This is a genomic window from Pseudomonas sp. TH10 (genome assembly GCF_016651255.1).
In the GTDB taxonomy this organism is placed as follows: domain Bacteria; phylum Pseudomonadota; class Gammaproteobacteria; order Pseudomonadales; family Pseudomonadaceae; genus Aquipseudomonas.
In genome coordinates this window covers 20,682-39,230 of record NZ_JAEKEG010000081.1, presented here as the reverse complement: position 1 = coordinate 39,230, position 18,549 = coordinate 20,682, and the positions used below count along the sequence as shown (strand labels likewise).

14 protein-coding genes and 3 pseudogenes are annotated in these 18,549 nt (G+C 61.8%); 6 read left to right on the top strand and 11 right to left on the bottom strand.

Translation table 11 applies throughout. The annotated features are described in order from the left end of the window. The 6 genes from JFT80_RS13070 to JFT80_RS13045 all read left to right on the top strand — a co-directional run. Window positions 1–1,205, top strand: a 1,205-nt coding sequence (locus JFT80_RS13070; RefSeq protein WP_201148135.1) for an aldehyde dehydrogenase (NADP(+)), incomplete at its 5' end; no start/stop codon positions are given. Between the two features lie 210 nt (window positions 1,206–1,415). Next, entirely contained in the window at window positions 1,416–1,712 is a 297-nt protein-coding gene (locus tag JFT80_RS13065; protein ID WP_045058649.1) for a DUF5629 family protein, read from the top strand. After that, window positions 1,699–2,874 (top strand): lactonase family protein, encoded by a 1,176-nt coding sequence (locus JFT80_RS13060; RefSeq protein WP_201148134.1) that lies wholly within the window; start codon window positions 1,699–1,701, stop codon window positions 2,872–2,874. Before JFT80_RS13065 ends, JFT80_RS13060 begins: the two co-directional genes overlap by 14 nt. A 156-nt stretch (window positions 2,875–3,030) precedes the next feature. Beyond that, on the top strand, window positions 3,031–3,210 hold the full coding sequence (locus JFT80_RS13055; RefSeq protein ID WP_201148133.1) for a hypothetical protein: 180 nt from the start codon (window positions 3,031–3,033) through the stop codon (window positions 3,208–3,210). A gap of 252 nt (window positions 3,211–3,462) precedes the next feature. After that, entirely contained in the window at window positions 3,463–3,675 is a 213-nt protein-coding gene (locus JFT80_RS13050; protein ID WP_201148132.1) for a hypothetical protein, read from the top strand. After that, on the top strand, window positions 3,672–3,929 hold the full coding sequence (locus tag JFT80_RS13045; protein WP_122839716.1) for a hypothetical protein: 258 nt from the start codon (window positions 3,672–3,674) through the stop codon (window positions 3,927–3,929). The genes JFT80_RS13050 and JFT80_RS13045 overlap by 4 nt, the downstream gene beginning before the upstream one ends. Before the next feature lie 185 nt (window positions 3,930–4,114). Here the strand turns inward: JFT80_RS13045 and JFT80_RS13040 are convergent, their stop codons facing one another. The 11 genes and pseudogenes from JFT80_RS13040 to JFT80_RS24280 form a co-directional block, all read right to left on the bottom strand. Beyond that, a complete protein-coding gene (locus tag JFT80_RS13040) occupies window positions 4,115–4,711 on the bottom strand; it encodes a glutathione S-transferase (protein ID WP_122839717.1) in 597 nt (198 codons plus the stop codon). Next, window positions 4,708–8,349, bottom strand: a complete 3,642-nt coding sequence (locus JFT80_RS13035) for an SbcC/MukB-like Walker B domain-containing protein (protein WP_201148131.1) — start codon at window positions 8,347–8,349, stop codon at window positions 4,708–4,710. Before JFT80_RS13035 ends, JFT80_RS13040 begins: the two co-directional genes overlap by 4 nt. Beyond that, window positions 8,346–9,589: pseudogene (locus JFT80_RS13030) on the bottom strand (exonuclease SbcCD subunit D C-terminal domain-containing protein). The gene JFT80_RS13035 and the pseudogene JFT80_RS13030 overlap by 4 nt, the downstream one beginning before the upstream one ends. A gap of 177 nt (window positions 9,590–9,766) precedes the next feature. Further along, window positions 9,767–11,407 carry a BatD family protein gene (locus JFT80_RS13025; protein ID WP_201148130.1) on the bottom strand — a complete coding sequence of 547 codons (1,641 nt, stop codon included), beginning with the start codon at window positions 11,405–11,407 and terminating at the stop codon, window positions 9,767–9,769. Further along, a complete protein-coding gene (locus tag JFT80_RS13020; protein ID WP_201148129.1) occupies window positions 11,404–13,146 on the bottom strand; it encodes a tetratricopeptide repeat protein in 1,743 nt (580 codons plus the stop codon). Before JFT80_RS13020 ends, JFT80_RS13025 begins: the two co-directional genes overlap by 4 nt. After that, window positions 13,143–14,221, bottom strand: a pseudogene (locus tag JFT80_RS13015) (VWA domain-containing protein). The gene JFT80_RS13020 and the pseudogene JFT80_RS13015 overlap by 4 nt, the downstream one beginning before the upstream one ends. Further along, window positions 14,214–14,708, bottom strand: a complete 495-nt coding sequence (locus tag JFT80_RS13010) for a DUF4381 domain-containing protein (RefSeq protein ID WP_122839723.1) — start codon at window positions 14,706–14,708, stop codon at window positions 14,214–14,216. The pseudogene JFT80_RS13015 and the gene JFT80_RS13010 overlap by 8 nt, the downstream one beginning before the upstream one ends. Next, window positions 14,705–15,650: pseudogene (locus JFT80_RS13005) on the bottom strand (DUF58 domain-containing protein). The gene JFT80_RS13010 and the pseudogene JFT80_RS13005 overlap by 4 nt, the downstream one beginning before the upstream one ends. Before the next feature lie 5 nt (window positions 15,651–15,655). Then, window positions 15,656–16,615 (bottom strand): MoxR family ATPase, encoded by a 960-nt coding sequence (locus JFT80_RS13000; protein WP_020800601.1) that lies wholly within the window; start codon window positions 16,613–16,615, stop codon window positions 15,656–15,658. Between the two features lie 259 nt (window positions 16,616–16,874). Then, window positions 16,875–17,366: an ATP-binding cassette domain-containing protein gene (locus JFT80_RS24285; protein WP_307833087.1), complete on the bottom strand. Its 492-nt coding sequence runs from the start codon at window positions 17,364–17,366 to the stop codon at window positions 16,875–16,877. Continuing rightward, the gene (locus JFT80_RS24280) at window positions 17,309–18,469 is read right to left on the bottom strand and encodes an ABC transporter transmembrane domain-containing protein (RefSeq protein ID WP_307833086.1); all 1,161 of its coding nucleotides are present in this window, start codon (window positions 18,467–18,469) and stop codon (window positions 17,309–17,311) included. The genes JFT80_RS24285 and JFT80_RS24280 overlap by 58 nt, the downstream gene beginning before the upstream one ends. Window positions 18,470–18,549 lie beyond the last annotated feature (80 nt).

Below are 18,549 nucleotides of genomic sequence, written 5' to 3'. Positions count from 1 at the left end.
CGCGAATCGATCAGGCGTTGCCGGATCGCCAGCCGTTGTCACGCCCCGACCTGCGTCAATACCGCATTGGCCTGGGACCGGTTGCCGTGTTCGGCGCGAGCAATTTTCCCTTGGCGTTTTCCACGGCCGGCGGCGACACCGCGTCGGCCCTGGCTGCCGGTTGCACCGTCGTGTTCAAGGCCCACAGCGGCCACATGGCAACCGCCGAGCTGGTGGCCTGCGCGCTGATTCGCGCGGCAGAGAAAACCGCCATGCCCGCTGGTGTTTTCAACATGATTTACGGTGGCGGCGTGGGTGAGGCGCTGGTCAAGCATCCGGCGATCCAGGCGGTGGGCTTCACCGGTTCGCTCAAAGGCGGGCGAGCATTGTGCGACATGGCGGCGGCGCGTCCACAGCCGATTCCGGTATTTGCCGAGATGTCGAGCATCAACCCGGTGATCGTCCTGCCCCAGGCCTTGCAAGTGCGCGCAGACAACGTCGCCCGTGAGCTGACCGCTTCAGTGGTCCAGGGCTGTGGTCAGTTCTGCACCAACCCTGGCCTGGTGATTGGCATCAAATCGCCGCCATTCACTGCCTTCATGCAACAGGTCGGCGGTTTGATCGCTGACCAACCGGCACAGACCATGCTCAACAGCGGCACCTTGAGCAGCTATGGTAAAGGCTTGCAGAAACTCCTCGCGCACCCGGGCGTGACGCACCTGGCGGGCCAGGCGCAGCAGGGCAACCAGGCGCGGCCGCAATTGTTCAAGGCCGATGCCAGCCTGCTTGTCGACGGTGATGAAGTCTTGCAGGAAGAAGTCTTCGGCCCGACCACGGTGTTTGTCGAAGTGGCGGACCAGGCGCAACTCGGTGCCGCACTCAGTGGGCTGCGTGGACAATTGACGGCAACGATCATCGGCGAACCTGCTGACTTTGAGCAGTTTGGCGAGCTGACGGCGTTGCTGGAACAGAAGGTCGGACGGATCCTGCTCAACGGCTACCCGACGGGTGTCGAGGTCTGCGATTCGATGGTGCATGGCGGGCCATACCCGGCGACTTCCGACGCCCGGGGTACTTCGGTCGGTACGCTGGCAATCGACCGCTTCCTGCGGCCGGTGTGTTTCCAGAACTACCCGGACAGCCTGCTGCCGGATGCGCTGAAAAATGCCAACCCATTGGGCATTCAACGCCTGGTGGATGGCCAGCCTTCCCGCGACGCCCTCTGACATTCCCCGTAGGAGCTGCCGCAGGCTGCGATCTTTTGATCTTTTGATCTTCTAATCTTTTGATTTTGAATGCTTTGAGGTTGCGACAAAGCAGATCAAAAGATCGCAGCCTGCGGCAGCTCCTACAGGGAGGGTGTGTGATATAGGGGTGGCGGGTAGGGATAATCCCGACCACCGCATTGAGCTATCATTGCGTCTTTCTTTTGAAGATTGACTGCCATGACCGATACCTTGCTCAACGCCCTCGAACATTGCGACATGCTGGAAATCGACGGGCTGCATGCCTTCGATTTCTCTCTCGATGACGACGATAACCTGCATATCGAGTGCATGGACGGCCGGGCGCTCAAGCGGTGGGCGTTCAGTATGGCGCAAATCCAGGCGGCGACGTTTGATGCGGCCTTGAAGAGCTGGATCATCACCGGCGACTCCGGCGAGCACCGCCTGGTGCCGATGGAAGCCATCGGCGGTGACAACGAGGAGGACGACGAGCATGCGGATGCGTAATTTCTGGCCGTTGCTGATGGCTGGCAGTGTGGGCGCCATGGGTGTGCAGGCGGCACCCACGGCGGATTACCAGTTGCTGGTTGGCACTTACACCGCCGGCGCGAGTCAGGGCATCTACCGCCTGAACTTCGACAGCGCCACCGGCCAGATCGACGCGAAGCCGCTGCAGGTGGTTGAGAGTGAAAATCCTTCCTGGCTGACCTTGTCCCGAGACCAGCGTCACCTGTTCGTGGTCAACGAAAACGGCCCCGGCCAGAAAGACCCGGTCGGGCGCGTCAGCAGCTACTCAATCGATCCGAAAACCCACGCCCTGACCTTGATCAATCAAGTGCAGAGCCTGGGCAACGAGCCAACTCATTCAAGCCTCAGTGGTGACGCCAGTCACCTGTTCGTCAGCAACTATTCGGTGGTCGAAGATCCGGGCGGAACCCTCGCGGTCTTGCCGGTGGGGGCTGATGGCAAACTCAAACCCGTGGTGCAGATGAGTGCGCACCCGGCGAGTCGGGTCAATCCCGAACGCCAGGCGTCGAACCACGTGCATTCGACCGTGTCCTCGCCGGATGGACGCTATGTGTTCTCCAACGACCTCGGTGCCGACAAAGTCTTCATCTACCAATTTGACCCGAAGGCCAACCCGGATCTGCCGCTGACCCCGGCGAAAACGCCCTCTGTTGCGTTGCCAGCGGGCAGCGGCCCGCGTCACCTGTTGTTCAGCGCTGACGGCAAACACGCCTGGCTGACCATGGAAATGAGTGCGCAAGTCGCAGTGTTCGACTACCACGACGGCGTGCTGACCCAGACGCAACTGGTCGATCTGGCTGCCGGTCAGCCAACTTCGGACAAGGCTGGCGCAGCGCTGCACGCCTCGGCGGATGGCAAGTTCCTCTACGTCAGTAACCGTGGCACTGCCAATCAGTTGCTGGTGTTCAGCATTGATCCGGCGACCGCTCAGCTCAAAGAGCTGCAAAGGCGTTCGGTGGAAGGCGATCACCCGCGCGAATTCAGCCTCGATCCGAGTGGCAAATTCCTGCTGATCGCCAACCAGAAGAGCAACCAGATTGTCGTCGTCGAGCGCGATGGCAAGACCGGTCTGCTCGGCAAAACTGTGCAGAAACTGCCGATGGACGCGCCGAGCGACCTCAAGTTCCTGGTGCGACAATAAGCCACAGGCCCCGGTTTACGGGGCTTACGCTGTTCTATCAATGAGGCTGATATCTGGAAGTGCTACAAAGCATTTCAAGCAAGTAACCGTCGAGCGTTAAGTTTGCTTCACGGCCCGACCGGGCAAGCAAGCCAACCGAACACGAGGGTTACCGCCATGAACTTCAATCTCTTCTCCGTTATTGCCGCTTCCGCCATCTCTGCCACCGTGGTTCTGCCAGCCAGCGCCAACGTTGAAATCAGCAGCAAAAAATCCCATACCCAGAGCTACACCCAGAAATACCTGCAACAGAGCGCCAACTTCTACGCCGCCCTGGATCACAAAGCCCAACACTGAAAGTCTGCACAACACTCCCCTGTAGGAGCTGCCGAAGGCTGCGATCTTTTGATCTTCAACGTCAAAAGATCGCAGCCTTCGGCAGCTCCTACACGTGTGTGTATTTTCAATGCTCATTGGTTTTATCAAGCATCGCGATAGACGGCTTTAATAATCAACGAAGCTGATGTTCACTATGGCAAACCCTGAGTGGTTAGTCCGGGTTTTCTGATTGATCCTGTGGGCTCTGAAACATGCCCACGGGAGAACACCATGGCCAGCGCAATTCTTACCTCCGCCAAACACGGCGCCTACCTGGCCATCGGTCTCTACGTGGTCCTGGTGTCGTTTGTCAGTATCTCGGCGCACATGCAGCACGATTTCGAAGCACCGATTCAGGTCGCTTATCCCGCTATCCAGTTTGAACACCGCGTGCAGAACGCCGTGATCGATCACCAGGACGTGGCGGGAGTGGCAGGGTCATGAAAGGCAGCAAACTCGGAGTCGTGGCTTTGTTGGCATTCATGACCAATGGCACGTCATTGGCAGGCGTGGGGCACGGCTCGGCTGGCGGTGTAGCACGGTCAATCGAAGCCAATCACAATATGGCTCACAATATTCAGACCGCGAAGTCCTTGGGGTTGATGGCTGGAAACCCTCCGGCCAAGCGCGCTGGTGATTTTTTCGGGCCATTCCAGGTGGATTGCTCGGCGCTGCGGATGTGCGAAGTGTTGGCCTGATTCACCGAACCCGCGTAGGAGCTGCCGAAGGCTGCGATCTTTGATCTTGAAAAGCAACATCAAAAGATCGCAGCCTTCGGCAGCTCCTACACGGGTACACGGGTACACGGGCATACCGGCATACGGGTACACGGGCATACCGGCATACCGGCATACGGGTACACGGGCATACCGGCACACGGGGGTCATTTTTGCATGATCGAGGTGAACAACGCTGATTCGATGAAGCGCTGCAACCAGGCCTGCAACCGGACATACGGCGTCTGCGCAAACCACTCCCTGTCCACGTGCGCGAATTGCCGCACGAATGGCATCAATGCCACATCCGCCAGACATGGATGATCGGCCAGCAAGTATTCATTACGCGCCAGCATCTCATCCAGTTTGCTCAAGAATTTCTCACCCTCGGCCCGGTAAAACGCCATCGGCTGTTCGGGATAACGCTCGGCGTACTTGTAGTGATTGAGGTGCACCTTGAACACCTGGTCGTTCTCCTCGATCAACGCACAGGTCTGCGCCTGGCCGGCAGGATCATCCTTGAGCGACCAGTCCGCCGGATCGCCCTGTTCCAGTGCCCAGCGCATGATCGCCAGGCTCTCATCGATCACCGCGCCGTCGATGCTCAGCACCGGCACCGTGCCCTTGGGTGACAGTGCCAGCATCTGCGGTGGCTTGGCTTTCAGGCTGACCTCGACGATGTCCACGGCAACCGCCGAGTAGCGCAGGGCCATGCGTGCCCGCATGGCGTAGGGGCAGCGGCGGAAGGAGTAGAGCGTGGTCATTTCACCTCCAGTGTACTCAGGCCATTGCCCTGGCGGCGGACCTGGATCTGCACCGGAATCCGCTCATGCATTTCCTGCACGTGGGAAATCACCGCGACCTTGCGACCTTGGGCCTGCAAGCCATCGAGCGCATCCATCGCCAGTTGCAGCGACTCCGGATCGAGGCTGCCGAAGCCTTCATCGATAAACAGCGATTCGATTTTCAGCGTACTTGAGGCCATCGATGCCAGGCCCAGGGCCAGGGCCAGTGACACCAGGAACGTCTCGCCGCCGGACAACGAATGCACCGAGCGCAGTTCATCGCCCATCTCGGTGTCCATCACCAACAGGCCGAGCATGCTGCCGCCGCGTTTCAGGCGATAGCGTTTAACCAATTGGCGCAGTTGCACGTTGGCGTGATGCACCAGCAGGTCGAGGTTGTAGGCCTGGGCGATCTTGCGGAAGGTGTCGCCGGTAGCGGAGCCGATCAAGGCACTCAGTCGCGCCCAGCGCTGAAACTCGGCGTAGGCATCAGCGATCTGTTGCGCCAGCGCCTGATTGGCGTTCTGCCGGCGTTGATCCTCGACCTGTTCAGCGCGCAATTCGGCGCAGTGCTGCTCGCTGACGGTGAATTGGTTTTGCAGATCAGTCAGGGCACTGGCGAGTTGCTCGGCGTCGAGGTTGCCGTTGTGCTGGGCCTGATGATCCAGCAGGCGCTGATCGCGCTCCTGCAACAACACCTTGGCCTGCTCGACGGCTTTTTCGTTTTGCTGCAAGCGTTGGCGCAGATCGGCGAATTGCGTATCGTCGACTCGTAACAGGTCTTCGAGGCCACCGTCATCCAGTTCCGGGTGACGGGCGCGCCAGTCGACGATCTTCGCACTCAGCTCGCGCTCTTCGGTTTCCAGGGCGATCAGGTGTTCCTGCTGCGCCTTGAGCTCGGCGGCCAACTGCACCAGGCCCGTACGCACCGATTGCAGCGCCTGGCTCACTGCCGCTTGGGCATTGCGCGCCTGCTCAACCGCCTGATCCAGTTGCTGCTGCCAGTGTTCGGCGCTGTCATGGGCACCCAACAACTGTGCCAGCTGCTGCTCGCAGGCCTGTTGCTGTTCGGCGAGGGCGTTGAACTGCTGCAGCGCCGCTTCCAGCTGCTGGACGCGCGTCAGTTGGCGATCCTGTTCCTTCTCCAGCGTCTGCTGGCGTTGTTGCTGCTCACTGAGTTCGTCGCGTTGCTGATCAAGCTGTTCCAGGCGCTGGGTGATCTGCCGGTCCAGCTGCATGAAGGTCGCGGCCGGCTCATTGCGCAAGGCGTCCAGTGTATCGGCAGGGAGCAGGCTGCTGAAGGCGGTCAGTTCCTCATCCAGGCGCTGGCGGTCGTTGCCCAGCTCGCGTTGCTGGTTGGCCAGGTGCTGGGTCGCCTGCTGGCTCGCGGTCTCGGCGTTGCGCAGCTGCTGTTGCAGGCGCGCGGCGTCCTGTTGCAGGGTGAGCAGGGCGGTTTGCCGCTGTTCGTCCTGGCTGATGCTCTGGTTCAACTGGCTGTTTTGCTGGGCCAGCCAGGCATCGCGCCGACCGCTGTCCTGGTTGAACAGCTGGGTCGACAGCGGGTGCGCTTCGAGGCTCGGCGCCAGGCTGCCTTGTTGCGCGACCAGTTGCTCCTGCTGTTGCAGCAACTCCTTTTGCTGGGCGATGACGGCGCCGACCTCGGTGCGCAGGTCCGTGAGTTTTTCCTTGAGCGCATCGACCGCTTGCTGTGCGTTGGCCTGTTCACTCTCATCGTGACGACCCAGGCTTTGCAACAACGCCTCGGGCTGATGATAGGGGTGGTCGGGGCTGCCGCAGACCGGGCAGGGTTGATCGTCCTGCAATTGCTCGCGCAGCTCTTCGACACTGGCGCTGCGGGCCAGGCGCTGGCGCTCGAGCAGTTCACGGGTGACGGTCAGGGTCTGTTCGGCGACAGCCAGTTCGTTCCTGGTCTTGACCCCGTCCTGGGTCAGCCGCTCGCGTTCCTGCTGGGCTGCGCCCTGGCGCTGCTGCAGTTCGGCGACGCGTTGGTCGAGCGCCTGCTGGCTGGCCCACAGTCGCGTCAGTTCTTCGAAGGCACGCAGTTGCTTGCGGTTGTCCTGCAACAGGTTGCCGAGCAACTGGATCTGTTCGGCCACCGCCTCCGGCTCGGCGCCAGCCTCTTTGTAGAGCACTTCCAGATTGTGTTTTTGCCCGGCCCACTGCGCAGCGGCCTGGCTGGCTTGTTGCTCCAGGGACGCCAGCTCCGCCTGGCCCTTGTTCAGGCGATTACCGATCAGCATCAATTGCTGCAAGCGGTCGCGGTAGGCATTCCAGGCATCGCTCAGGGGTGACAGGTGAGTGCTTTGCTCAAGCTCGGCGCCAATGCGCTCCAGGCGTTCGACCACTCGTTGCTGCTGATCGAGCAGCCCTTGGAGGGTGTGTTGACCTTCGCTGCAGGCCTGTTCGGCTTGCTGCTTGCGTTCGGCGCTGAGGCCGGTGTCCCTGATCAGGCGGGCGAGGCTGCTTTGCGCTTCGAAGGCCTGGCGCAGCAACGGCGCGCCAGATGTGTGCCGAGCCTGTGCTTCGCTTAGCGCTGCCTGTGCATTGCCCAGGCTCTGTTCGAGTTCCGCCTGCCGCGCCTGCAGATCCTGTTGTTGCCGGGTCTGCTGCTGAATCTGCGCAGCCAACGGCGCAAGCCGCGCCTTGAGTTCGCTCTGGCGGGCGAACTGGTGCCTTTGTGGCGCCAATTGCTCCAGGCGGGTCAACTTCAAACGATCGCCGGCCAGGTGCTGCCAATCCTGTTGGGCGCTGGTCAATTGTTCGGTGGCGCCCCGTTGTTCGTCCTGCAACTGGCGCAGTTCCTTGAGCCAGGTGTGCTGCAACTCAAGCTGCTTGAGTTGCGCCTGCTGGTGCTTGAGTTGCTGCTGCGCCTGGTTGAAACGTTCATCGAGTTCGGCGCGCGCTTCGGGCGGCAGCGGCGTCACGCCGGTGGCCTGGTCCTGCAGCAACTTGTGGGCCTCACGGGCGTCCCTGGTCTTGTCGAACGCGCGACGACCGAGGCGGGTGTACAAGGCGGTGTCGGTGAGTTTCTCCAGCAGTTCGCTGCGTTCGTTGTCGTTGGCCTTGAGGAAGGCGCTGAACTCGCTCTGGGCGAGCAGGACGGCACGGGTGAACTGCTCGAAATTCAGGCCCAGAACGGCTTCAAGCTGGACCTTGAATTCGACTTTCTGACTGGCCAGCAATTGATCCTGGTCGAGGTCGCGCAGGCTCTGGCGACTGGCCTGCAGCTTGCCTCCGGCTTTCTCCCGGGCGCGATTGGCCTCCCAGCGCGCGCGGTAGCGGCGGCCGTCGATGCCGACGAAGTCGACTTCGGCATAGCCTTCGCCTGTTCCGCGACGCAGCAGGGTGCGTGGGTCGCCGGTACTTATTTCGCCGTCGGCGTCGGGGGCCTTGGCGGATACCTGGGCATTGCTCAGCCGTGGCACGGCGCCGAACAATGCCAGGCACAGGGCATCGAGCAAGGTGCTCTTGCCGGCACCGGTAGGCCCGGTGATGGCGAACAGACCCGCGCTGGCCAACGGCTCGGCGGTAAAGTCGATTTCAAATGGCCCGGCCAGGGAAGCGAGGTTTTTCAGGCGAATGGCGAGAATCTTCATGGCTGCTCGCCCTCCAGTTGCACGTCTTGCAGCAGTTCGGCGAAGTCCTTCAGCGTCTGTTCGTCGACCTCGTTGCCGTAGTTGTCGAGCCAGGCGCGGCTGAACAGTTCTTGCGGGGTGAGTTGGTCGAGTTCAATCAGCGTGCTGCCGTCCTCCTCGCCGTCAGCGCCACGGTTGCCGGCGTATTCAGCGGCGATGCGCACCAGCCGCACGGCTTTGCCTTGCAGGGCGTTTTCCACTTGATGGCGCAGGTCCGGTTGCGGCTCGTCGAGGGTTACGCGCACCTCCAGCCACGGCTGGCGCTGGGGTTCGGCGAGCAGGTCGATGTTTGGCAAGTCCGCCAGTTGCAGGAGAATGTCCGCCAGCGGCGCCGGGCCGATGCGTTGCAGGTTGACCGCCCGGGGATGAGTTTGGGTTCGACGCTGATCAGGGTTTCACCCTCAAGCAGGACGTCGAGAATCTGATGCTCATATTTGATCTCGGAGAACGACAACGGAATCGGCGAACCGCTGTAGCGAATGCGCTCCTCACCGTTGACCTTCTGCGGCTTATGCAAATGGCCAAGTGCGACGTAACTGATGCTCGGCCCGAACAGGCTGGCGGGCAGGGCTTCGGCGTTGCCAATGATCAGGCTGCGCTCGGAGTCTTCCGACACCGAACCGCCGGCCATGTGCGCGTGGCTGATGGCAATCAGCGCCTGACCCGGTTGGCGCTTGGCGTTGGCCGCTGCGATCAGCCACTCATGCACCTGACCGATGCCACGCAGATAGTTGTCGCCCAAGTGCGCGCCGGTCACCTCCGCCGGGCGCAGGAACGGCAGCGCCAGGCACCACGCGGCGATCTCGCCTTGGGCATTTGGCAACGGCAGCAACAGACGCTCGGCATCGAGCTGGCCGTCATCCAGCCACAGCACCCGACCCAACGCATGCGTGCGCAAACGGCGCATCAGCGGCGCGGGTAACTCGATCCGCGATCCGGAATCGTGGTTGCCGGCAATCATCACGATGGTCAGCAACGGCTGCTGTTCATGGGCGTTGACGATGAAATCGTAAAGGCGTTCCTGGGCTTTGACCGGCGGATTGACCGTGTCGAAGATGTCACCGGCAATCAACAGCACATCCGGCTGCGCCAGTTTCAATTGGCCCAGCAGCCATTCGAGAAAGCACGCATGCTCGAAATCGCGTTCCTGCCCGTGCAGGTTTTGCCCAAGGTGCCAGTCGGAGGTGTGGAACAGACGCAAGGCAAACTCCGTTGGAGATGAGGTGATGGCCGCGTGAACAATGAAAGCGGCGAAAGGGGAGAGTTTACTGGCAAAAAGTCAGGAATGGCCAAGGCAGAAAGATCGCAGCCTGCGGCAGCTCCTACAAAGAGACGGCGTACATCTGCAGGAGCTGCTGCGGGCTGCGATCTTTTGACCTTATTTGGGATACAACGGCGGCAGGCCACTGTCGCCCACCGGGTCCTGGACCCGCTCGGCAATCGGGATCGCCTTGATCGCCCGCCACAGGTCATCGCCTTGCCAATATTGGCCGGTTTCGCTGTACAGGGCGCCATTGAGGCCGTCCAGGGCATCGGACAGCGGGACGAAGCGCGCGGCCATGTCGGCCAGGGTTTCCGGTTGTTGTCGAGCCCAGGCATCCAGGGCCTGGCGGGTGGCGTGGGAATCGTTGGCCTGGCAGGCGCGCTTGAGCTCGTCGAGCACGGTACGCGGGCTCGGGCCTGCCTGCGCAGCCCGCAGGATCGCCGGTTGCCAGCGGGCACGCCACCACAGGCCGAACCCCAGTAATGTGGTGCAGGCCAGAAGCAATGTGCTGAGTTTCCACCACCACAGGGTTTCGCTGTCGGCGCTGCTCATGGCTTGCGGGGTGCTCGCGGGGGTGTCCACCACCAGGCTGGGGTTGTTGGCCACTTGCAGGGTTTGTGCGGCCAGGCTGGTGTGCTCCAGGTGATCTTCGAAGGTGTTCCACCAGACCACCTCGACGGCAGGCAACTCGATCGCACCGCTGCGGGTCGGTACCAGGGCCTCGCGTTCCTCGCGGCTGCCGACCAGGCCGCGTTCACCGTTGTGGTTGGCCAGTACCGGTTGATCGGGATAGCGGCGTAGCCCATTGATCTCGGTGGCCGGCAACGGTGGCAGCTGCGAACTGGCCAGGCCCTCGGCCTTCAGGGTCAGGCTGCGGGTCAGTGAGTTGCCCACTTGAGCCTGGTCTGCAGGTGGGTTCCAGCTTTCGCTCAGGCTGATGCTGCGCGCAGGCAGCCAGGGTACGTCGGCCGGCCAGGTGGCGGGCTTGGCCTTGACGTCGAGCAGAATGGCCGGGGAGCCAACGCGCATCAGTTTTCCGGATTTCGGCGCCTGGGCGTCGCCGTCCGGGGCCGGTTGCGTATCGACCAGGGTGGCGCTGAAGACCTGCGCCGGAATGGTCAATTCGCCGCTGTGCTGCGGGTAGATGGCATAGCGCATCTCGATCACGCCGTGGCGCACTTCGTTGATGACTTTCTCGTAGGTCCGCGACTCGCCCAATTGCTCAATGCGCGCATCGGGGATTTGCAAGGGCGTCAGGCTGCTGTCGTCGTACAGCGACACCGAGTGATAAATGCGCAAGGTCAGGATCGCCTGGGCCTGCACGTACACGCTGGGCTGATCCAGGCTGACTTCGAGGAATACCGGCTGCAGCTTTTTCGCGCCGTCCTGGGTTTCGCCCTCGACCACTTGCACGGTGATCGGCTGGCTCTGCACATCACCCATTTGCAGCGGCGGAATCACCACGCTGCCGTTCTGCCGGGGCAGCAGGGTGACGATCCAGCGGGTGGTGGCCCGGTTGTCGCCATTGAGGGTGTTGAGCTGGTTGACCTGCCGCGTGCCGCGCACTTCGAACAGCGGTTCCAGCGGTGTCAGGTCGGGTTTGCCGAACTGCGTGACATCACTGGTTTCGAGGGTGAGCTCGACCGTCTCGCCGGAATTCAGGCGACTGCGATCCACGCTGGCGGTCAGCTCGGCCGCCTGGGCGGTGGCCGAGCAGATCAGCAGGGGCAGCAAGAGAGCGGTGAAGCGGGTCATCGAGTGTTTTCCTGATCCTGATGTTGTTGCTGTTCGTACCAGAATTTGCGTCTGAGCAACTCTCCCGGGTCATCCGGGATCTTGCGTAGCCATTGCTCCAGGGCCTGGCGCTGCTCGCCGTCAATCGCCTCGTCGGCCGGACGCTGCGGCGGCGTGGTGTGCTGTTCATCGCCCAGCTCGCTGCCGGGCACTTCATTGGCCCCGGGTTTTGGCGGGGTAGTCGGCTCATCTTCGCCGGGCTCCGTGCTGGCCTGCGGTGCATCGCTGGCGGACTCGCCTTCGCTGGCAGGCTGGGTCGCGGCGCCAGGGGCCGGCTCGGGCTCGGAAGCCGGTGACGGCTGGTCGGGTTCCTGCTGCGGCTCGACCGCCGGTGGGGTGGTCTTGTGTTTGAGCAGGTCTTCTACCAGCGCCTTGTTGGTCAGCGCCGGACGCAGATCCGGCTGGCGTTCCAGTGCCTGGTCGTAAGCGTCCAGCGCCGCTTCGAGTTCACCGCTGCGAGCCAGGGCATTGCCACGATTGTAGTGGGCATGCGCGTCGTCGCCCCGGGCAAACCGCTGGGCGGCGCCACTGTAGTCGCCTGCTTCATAAAGCGCGACACCTTGCCACTGTGGATCCTGGAAGTGCTGGGCGGCCTCGGCCGGGCGTTTCTGTTTGAGCAGGTGCAGCCCTTGCTGGTCGGGGCGCAACCACAGGTCTTCGAACTCGAAGGCATCACTTTTCTGGGGCATCAGCAACAGCAGCGGCAGGCAGAACAGCCAGCCACGTCGACCGGCGCAGGCCGCCAGCAACAGCAGCGGCAACAACAGCCAGTAACCCTGATCCGCCCAGGTGTCGAGGCGCAGTGTCTGGCCGTCGTTGCGCATTGCCCGTGGCCCGTCAAACAGTCCGAGGGCACGCAGGTCGGTGTCCTCCAGGCGAGCGTGGCGGTAGCGGCCGTCCAGGGCGTTGGCGAACGCTTTGAGGCCGGGTTCATCGAGGCGAGGCACCAGGATCGCGCCCTGGTCGTCCTTGAGGAAGCTGCCATCCTCCTGGGTGATCGGCGCGCCCTCGGCGGTGCCAACACCGAGCATCAGCAATTGCGTGGATTGGCCCCCCAACGCCTGGCGAATGCCCTGGCGCTCCTGCTCGGTGAGGGTTGAGCCAATCAGCAGGATGCGTCCGTCGCCAAGCGACGCCTGCTTGAGCAGCGCAAGTGCCTTGATCACTGCCAGGTCAGCGCGATGGCCCGGTTGCGGCATCAGCGATGGCTTGAGTGCGTCCAGAAGATTGCGGCTGGTGGCCAGGTCGTCGGTCAGGGGAACCAGTGTATGGGCGCTGCCGGCATAGACAACGATTGCCGTTTGCGCATCGCTGCGATGCTGCAGCAGGTCGAACAGCTTGCGTCGCGCTTGCTCCAGGCGGTTTGGCGGCACATCGGTGGCGAGCATTTCCGGGGTCAGCTCCAGCACCACCACCAGTGGGTCGGCAGGTTTCTGGCTGGTTTGCTCGACGCGCTCCCAGCCCGGGCCAAGCAGGGCCACAAGCCCCAGCGTCCAGGCCAGGCCGAGGGCCACCCAAGGCAGCTTGCTATCGCGTCCACTGCCGCCACTGAGCAGCGCCGCATGGAAGGCCGGCGGCAAGATCATCTGCCAGCGACCCGCACGTTTTTGCCGGTGCCACAGCTGCCACAGCAACCAGGCCAGCAGCGGTAATACCAGAAGCCAGGCAGGACGGAACCAGAAGGGCCAGAGCGCGCTCATCGGCGTCTCCGCAGGCGCAGGCGCTCAAGTCGTCTGCGCCAGTCGGGCAGTTGCGATTGCAAGAACAGTTCCTTGGTGAACAGGCGTTGCAGCAGGTTGTTTGGCCAGCGTTCGCGGGCCACCAGCAACATGCTCAACACCAGTGCGAGTGCCAGCGGCCAGTGGTAAAGCGATTGGGCCGGGCGCGCCTGGGTCGGCTGCTGAGTCACCGGCTCCAGTTGATCGAGTGTGTCCTTGATCGACTCCAGTTCCTTGCCATCGCGTGCGCGGAAGTAGCGGCCGCCGGTGACTTCGGCGATCGCCTTGAGCGACGGCTCGTCTAGGTCCAGGCTCGGGTTGACGCCGAGAAAACCTGCAGTGCCACTTTCCTCGGGATCGGCGCCGATGCCGATCGGGTAGATCTTCACGCCCTCATTGGCAGCCAGGCGCGCGGCCGTCAGCGGATCGATCTCGCCACCATTGTTGGCGCCGTCCGTGACCAGGATCAGCACGCGGCTGTGGGTCGGGCGCAATCGCAGGCGTTTCAGGGCCAGGCCAATGGCATCGCCGATGGCGGTGTTTTTGCCGGCGATGCCGATGCGCGCCTCGTCGAGCCATACCCGTACGGTGCGCCGGTCAAAGGTCAGCGGGGCTTGCAGGTAGGCCTGGCTGCCGAACAGGATCAGGCCGACCCGATCGCCCTCGCGACCCTCAAGGAAATCCCCAGCAGGTGCTGGACCAGATTCAGACGGCTGACGTCTTCGTCCTGCCAGCGCATGTCGGGGAAATCCATGGAGCCGGAGACGTCCACGGCCACCAGCAGGTCGCGGCCACTGGCGGCGATGGGCAGCGGCTCGCCGAGCCATTGCGGGCGTGCAGCAGCCATCAGTAACAACAGCCACAGCAAAATGTACGGTGCCTGCTGGCGCCAGGCCGGGAGATTGGCGCGGGCACGACGTCGAGCCAGGCCTTCAAGGTCATTGAGAAAGCTGACTTTCAGTGCGGGCTCGCCACTGTCGGCCGCGGGCAGCAGCACCCGCATCAACCAGGGCAGCGGCAGCAGGGCGAAGATCCACGGCCAGGCGAACTCAAACATGTTTGCGAATCCAGGTGTCGATGGCCTGGGTCAGGCCGGCGATGGCCTTGTCATCGAGTTTGCACTCGGGCTTGTAGGCACCTTCGACCAGCACCATCCAGCGCGTCAGGCCGGCAGCCGGGCAGCGGTTATCGAGGAACGCCAGCCATTTGCGCCCGTTGAGCGTGTGGCTCTGGCTGTAGGGGTAGTGGTTTCGGCACAGGCGTTTGAGCAGCCCGTTGAGTTGCTGCAACCAGGCGCCTGCCGGGGCGCCATCGTAGGGTTTGGGCATCATGGCCAGTTCCGCCAGGGCGGCGACCCGTACCGGGTCCAGCGGTTGCTCGGCGCGCACGATCGGGCGCTTGTCCGGAATCAGCCGGCGCAGTTGCCACAGGCCGAAGCCGAGCAGTGGCAGCAGCAACAGCAGCAGCCACCAGCCGGGCGCGGGTGGCCAGAAACCGATCGGGGAGGGGGTGATCAGCGGTTGCAATTGATCGAGGCTGCTCATCGACCTTTCCCCGGTTTTTGCGGGTTGAGGTACTCGCGCAGCTGCTCGACCATTTCACTTTGGGTGCTCAGGGGCATCAGCAGCACACGCAACTTCTGCGCCAGCAGTTCCCAGCGGGCGACGCGCGCTTCAGCCTGGGCGCGATAGGCCTGGCGCAGCTCGAAATTGAGGGTGTCGAGTTCCAGTTGCGCTCCGCGCTCGGCAAAGCGCAACAGCCCCGCAGCGGGCAAAGCATGATCGAGGGGATCGGACACCGGCAGCAGCAGCAGGTCGCAGTGGCGGGATAACAGGCTCAGCTGTTGCTCGGAGCCTTCCGTCAGGGCGCGCTCATCGCAGATCACGATCACCAGGCTGCCTGGACGCAACACTTCCCGGGCGCGGCGCAGGGCCAGGTTGAGGGCGTCGCGATGGGTCTCGCCCTCGGTGTGCAGGGACTGGTTGACCCGCACCAGGCGGTTGAGCAGTTGCAACAGGCTCTGTTTGCTGCGGCGCGGCTTGATCTCGTAATGCTCATTGTCGCCGAACACCAGGCCGCCCACGCGGTCGTTATGGCCCAACGCAGCCCAGCCGATCAGGCTCGCTGCCTGGGCAGCCAGCACCGACTTGAACATCAGCCCGGAGCCGAAAAACAACCGGCGGCTCTGTTCGACCATGATAAAGATCGGCCGCTCGCGTTCTTCATGGAACAACTTGGTGTGGGGTTCCTGGGTGCGCGCGGTGACGCGCCAATCGATGGTGCGCACATCGTCGCCGGCCTGGTAGACCCGTACCTGATCGAAATCCACGCCCCGGCCGCGGAGCTTGGAGTGATGCAGGCCAATCAAACGGGCTGCGCTGGCTCGGCGTGGAAAACAACTGCACTTCGCGTACGCGATGGCGCATTTCGATCAACTCGGCGAGGCTGACACGAATGCCCGGCTCGGGCAGCGGGAGACTGTTCATCGAGGTCAAGCGACGGCTACGACGTCGAGAATCCGCTGGACCACCCGGTCCTGATCGATGCCGGCGGCTTCGGCTTCAAACGACAGAATGATGCGGTGACGCAACACATCGAACAGCACGGCTTGAATGTCTTCCGGGCTGACGAAGTCGCGACCGGCCAGCCAGGCATGGGCGCGGGCGCAGCGGTCGAGGGCAATCGAGCCACGCGGACTGGCACCATAAGCGATCCACTCGGCCATCTCCGGATCGAACTTGCCCGGGGTGCGGGTGGCCATGACCAGTTGCACCAGGTACTCCTCCACGGCGTCAGCCATGTACAGACCGAGGATTTCCTTGCGCGCGGCGAAGATCGCCTGCTGGCTGACCCGGCGCTCGGGTTTGGTTTCACCGTTAAGTGCTTCGCCGCGGGCCTGCTGCAGGATCCGGCGCTCGACCGCAGCGTCGGGGAAGCCGATTTTGACGTGCATCAGGAAGCGGTCGAGCTGGGCCTCGGGCAGTGGGTACGTGCCTTCCTGTTCGATGGGGTTTTGCGTCGCCATCACCAGAAACAGCGGTGACAGTTCGTACGTGCTGCGGCCGACACTGACCTGACGCTCGGCCATGGCTTCGAGCAGCGCCGATTGCACCTTGGCCGGCGCACGGTTGATTTCGTCCGCCAGCACCAGATTGTGGAAAATCGGCCCTTGCTGGAACACGAAACTGCCGGTTTCCGGGCGATAGATCTCGGTGCCGGTGATGTCGGCCGGCAACAGGTCGGGGGTGAACTGGATGCGATGGAACTGGGCTTCGATGCCCTCGGCGAGTTCTTTGATCGCTTTGGTCTTGGCCAGACCCGGAGCGCCCTCGACCAGCATGTGGCCGTCGGCGAGCAAGGCGATGAGCAGACGCTCGATGAGTTTTTCCTGGCCGAGAATCTGCGTTGAAAGAAAGGTTCGCAGCGCCAGCAGCGCTTCACGATGTTCCATCGATGACTGTTCCTGGAAAGGGTGACCGCAGACGTTGCGATAACGCCGAGGGCTGGGGGCGTTACTTTAATGCATGGTGGGGGTGGCGACTAACGGCTTTTTGCGTGAAATGGGGGAATTGAATGGCGGTTGCTCATGCGCAGCGTGTCTTTTCTATGGCTGAAGGTCGCTCAACAAGGATGTCACCGTCCCCCGGTTGACTAACTCACACCATGGCCCATCTTCAACGACTGCCCCGTTGTGCATGACGATCACGCGATCAAAACGGTGCAAGTGGCCGACATCGTGTGTCACACAAATCAATCCCCGCCCGGCGAAGGTGTCGAAAAGCAAATCCCACACCGGGCCGGCCAGTTTTCGGCTCGATCGACGCACTGGGCTCGTCGAACAGATTAAAACGCCCTGGCCGGTTGATCAGCCGGAGCAGAGACAGGCGTTTAGCTTCGCCGCCAGAAACATTGGAGGCGTTTTCAGTGAGGTGGCGCTGGGAAACGATATCTTCAAGGTCGAGTCGCTGTATTGCCTGATTCAACGCTGGAGAGGGGGCGATTCCAAATAGCACTGATCTGTCAAAGGAACCCTCCAGGAACTGCGGTGATTGAGGGCAATACCTCAGGAGTTGCAAGTGTGCCTGGGCGTTCAACCTGGAAACGCACGTGCCGTCCAGGCTAAGCGAATTTCTTGCCGACACATTCAAACCGACCAGCGCTTCCAGAAAGGTCGATTTACCCGCGCCGCTGGGGCCCGTGATGGCGACGGACTGGCCTTGTGTGAAAATAAAGCTTTCTCGATCCTCAACCGGACGCTGCCGCCGTCGGTGATCACGCAGGGTGCGAGCACCAATTTAGATTGCTCACCGGAGGTTTTTTCGGCGCGGCGACTGTCGTCGTCAAAGTCTGGCAATGCCAGTAACTGCTGGAGGTGACGCTGGTCCGCGAGAAACTGATCCAGCACCCGATAGCCTTCGCTCAGCGCGGTGATATTAAGTAAAAAGCTACCTGCAATTGAGAATATGGCGACCAGTTGCCCAACGCTGATGCCTCGCTCTCCCGACAACTGATCGAAGACGCCCCATCCGAGAAGGCCTCCCGTTGAAAGACTGACAAACAGTACTTTTGCCCCGGTGAGGAAACCACCTGAGCTTGCTACGGTGACCGCCGCTTTGGCGTAGTTATTGAAGGCGCGGTTCAGCCGTTCAGTTGCGCAGAATTCAGCACCTTCCAGTTTGATACATTTGCCGGAGCTCAAGGTGTTGTACAGCAGTGCGCTGACTTCATCCTCTTGCTCATTGACGGCATCAATGTGCTTTCTGCGCCAGCGGATGATTCGATGGGTGACGAACAGGTAAACGATGCCAAGGCCGGTCATCGCCAGGAATACTTTAGCGCCACCCATATAATAAAATGCACCGCCTACGATAAGGAATTCCAGGCACAGCGGAAGTCCAGTGGTAACGAAAAACGTTAATAGTTGCTCGTGCGCTGTAATTCCCCGCTCTACTGATTTTATGAATTGCCCGATGCGCCACGAGCTGAACTGGAGGAACTCTTTGCGCATTAATTTTGCAATCCAGTCGATGGAGGCGTTCATTGTCACTTGCTGCACAAGTTTGGATAAAAAGAATATTTGTAGAGGGTTTATAATCGCTTGAAGGCATCCCGCTAGTGTATAGCCGGCGGTTAGCAGCAGAAGTATATTGAGGTCTGCGTGATTGTCAGTGTGTAGCGCGTCGACAATTTTTCCAAGCAACAAAGGTGGCGCTAGAGCTATAAGCTTTAGCGCGATGATTGTGGTGATGGTTGAGGTCAGCAGCCCTGCATGCTTCTGGCAAGTTGTTCTGATAAGAGTTTGCATGAGGTGCCTGTTTTTTAAGGGCTGCGTATTTAGGCGCTTGTAGAATACAGTTGAAGGTGCTCGTCAGTGTGCGACTCACT

Bases quoted from the DNA above. Each gene is read 5' to 3' on its own strand.
- JFT80_RS13050 (WP_201148132.1), top strand. From the start codon at position 3,463: ATGGCCAGCGCAATTCTTACCTCCGCCAAACACGGCGCCTACCTGGCC.
- JFT80_RS13040 (WP_122839717.1), bottom strand. From the start codon at position 4,711: ATGACCACGCTCTACTCCTTCCGCCGCTGCCCCTACGCCATGCGGGCA.
- JFT80_RS13020 (WP_201148129.1), bottom strand. From the start codon at position 13,146: ATGAGCGCGCTCTGGCCCTTCTGGTTCCGTCCTGCCTGGCTTCTGGTA.
- JFT80_RS13055 (WP_201148133.1), top strand. From the start codon at position 3,031: ATGAACTTCAATCTCTTCTCCGTTATTGCCGCTTCCGCCATCTCTGCC.
- JFT80_RS13000 (WP_020800601.1), bottom strand. From the start codon at position 16,615: ATGGAACATCGTGAAGCGCTGCTGGCGCTGCGAACCTTTCTTTCAACG.
- JFT80_RS13035 (WP_201148131.1), bottom strand. From the start codon at position 8,349: ATGAAGATTCTCGCCATTCGCCTGAAAAACCTCGCTTCCCTGGCCGGG.
- JFT80_RS24280 (WP_307833086.1), bottom strand. From the start codon at position 18,469: ATGCAAACTCTTATCAGAACAACTTGCCAGAAGCATGCAGGGCTGCTG.
- JFT80_RS13060 (WP_201148134.1), top strand. From the start codon at position 1,699: ATGCGGATGCGTAATTTCTGGCCGTTGCTGATGGCTGGCAGTGTGGGC.
- JFT80_RS13025 (WP_201148130.1), bottom strand. From the start codon at position 11,407: ATGACCCGCTTCACCGCTCTCTTGCTGCCCCTGCTGATCTGCTCGGCC.
- JFT80_RS13010 (WP_122839723.1), bottom strand. From the start codon at position 14,708: ATGAGCAGCCTCGATCAATTGCAACCGCTGATCACCCCCTCCCCGATC.
- JFT80_RS13045 (WP_122839716.1), top strand. From the start codon at position 3,672: ATGAAAGGCAGCAAACTCGGAGTCGTGGCTTTGTTGGCATTCATGACC.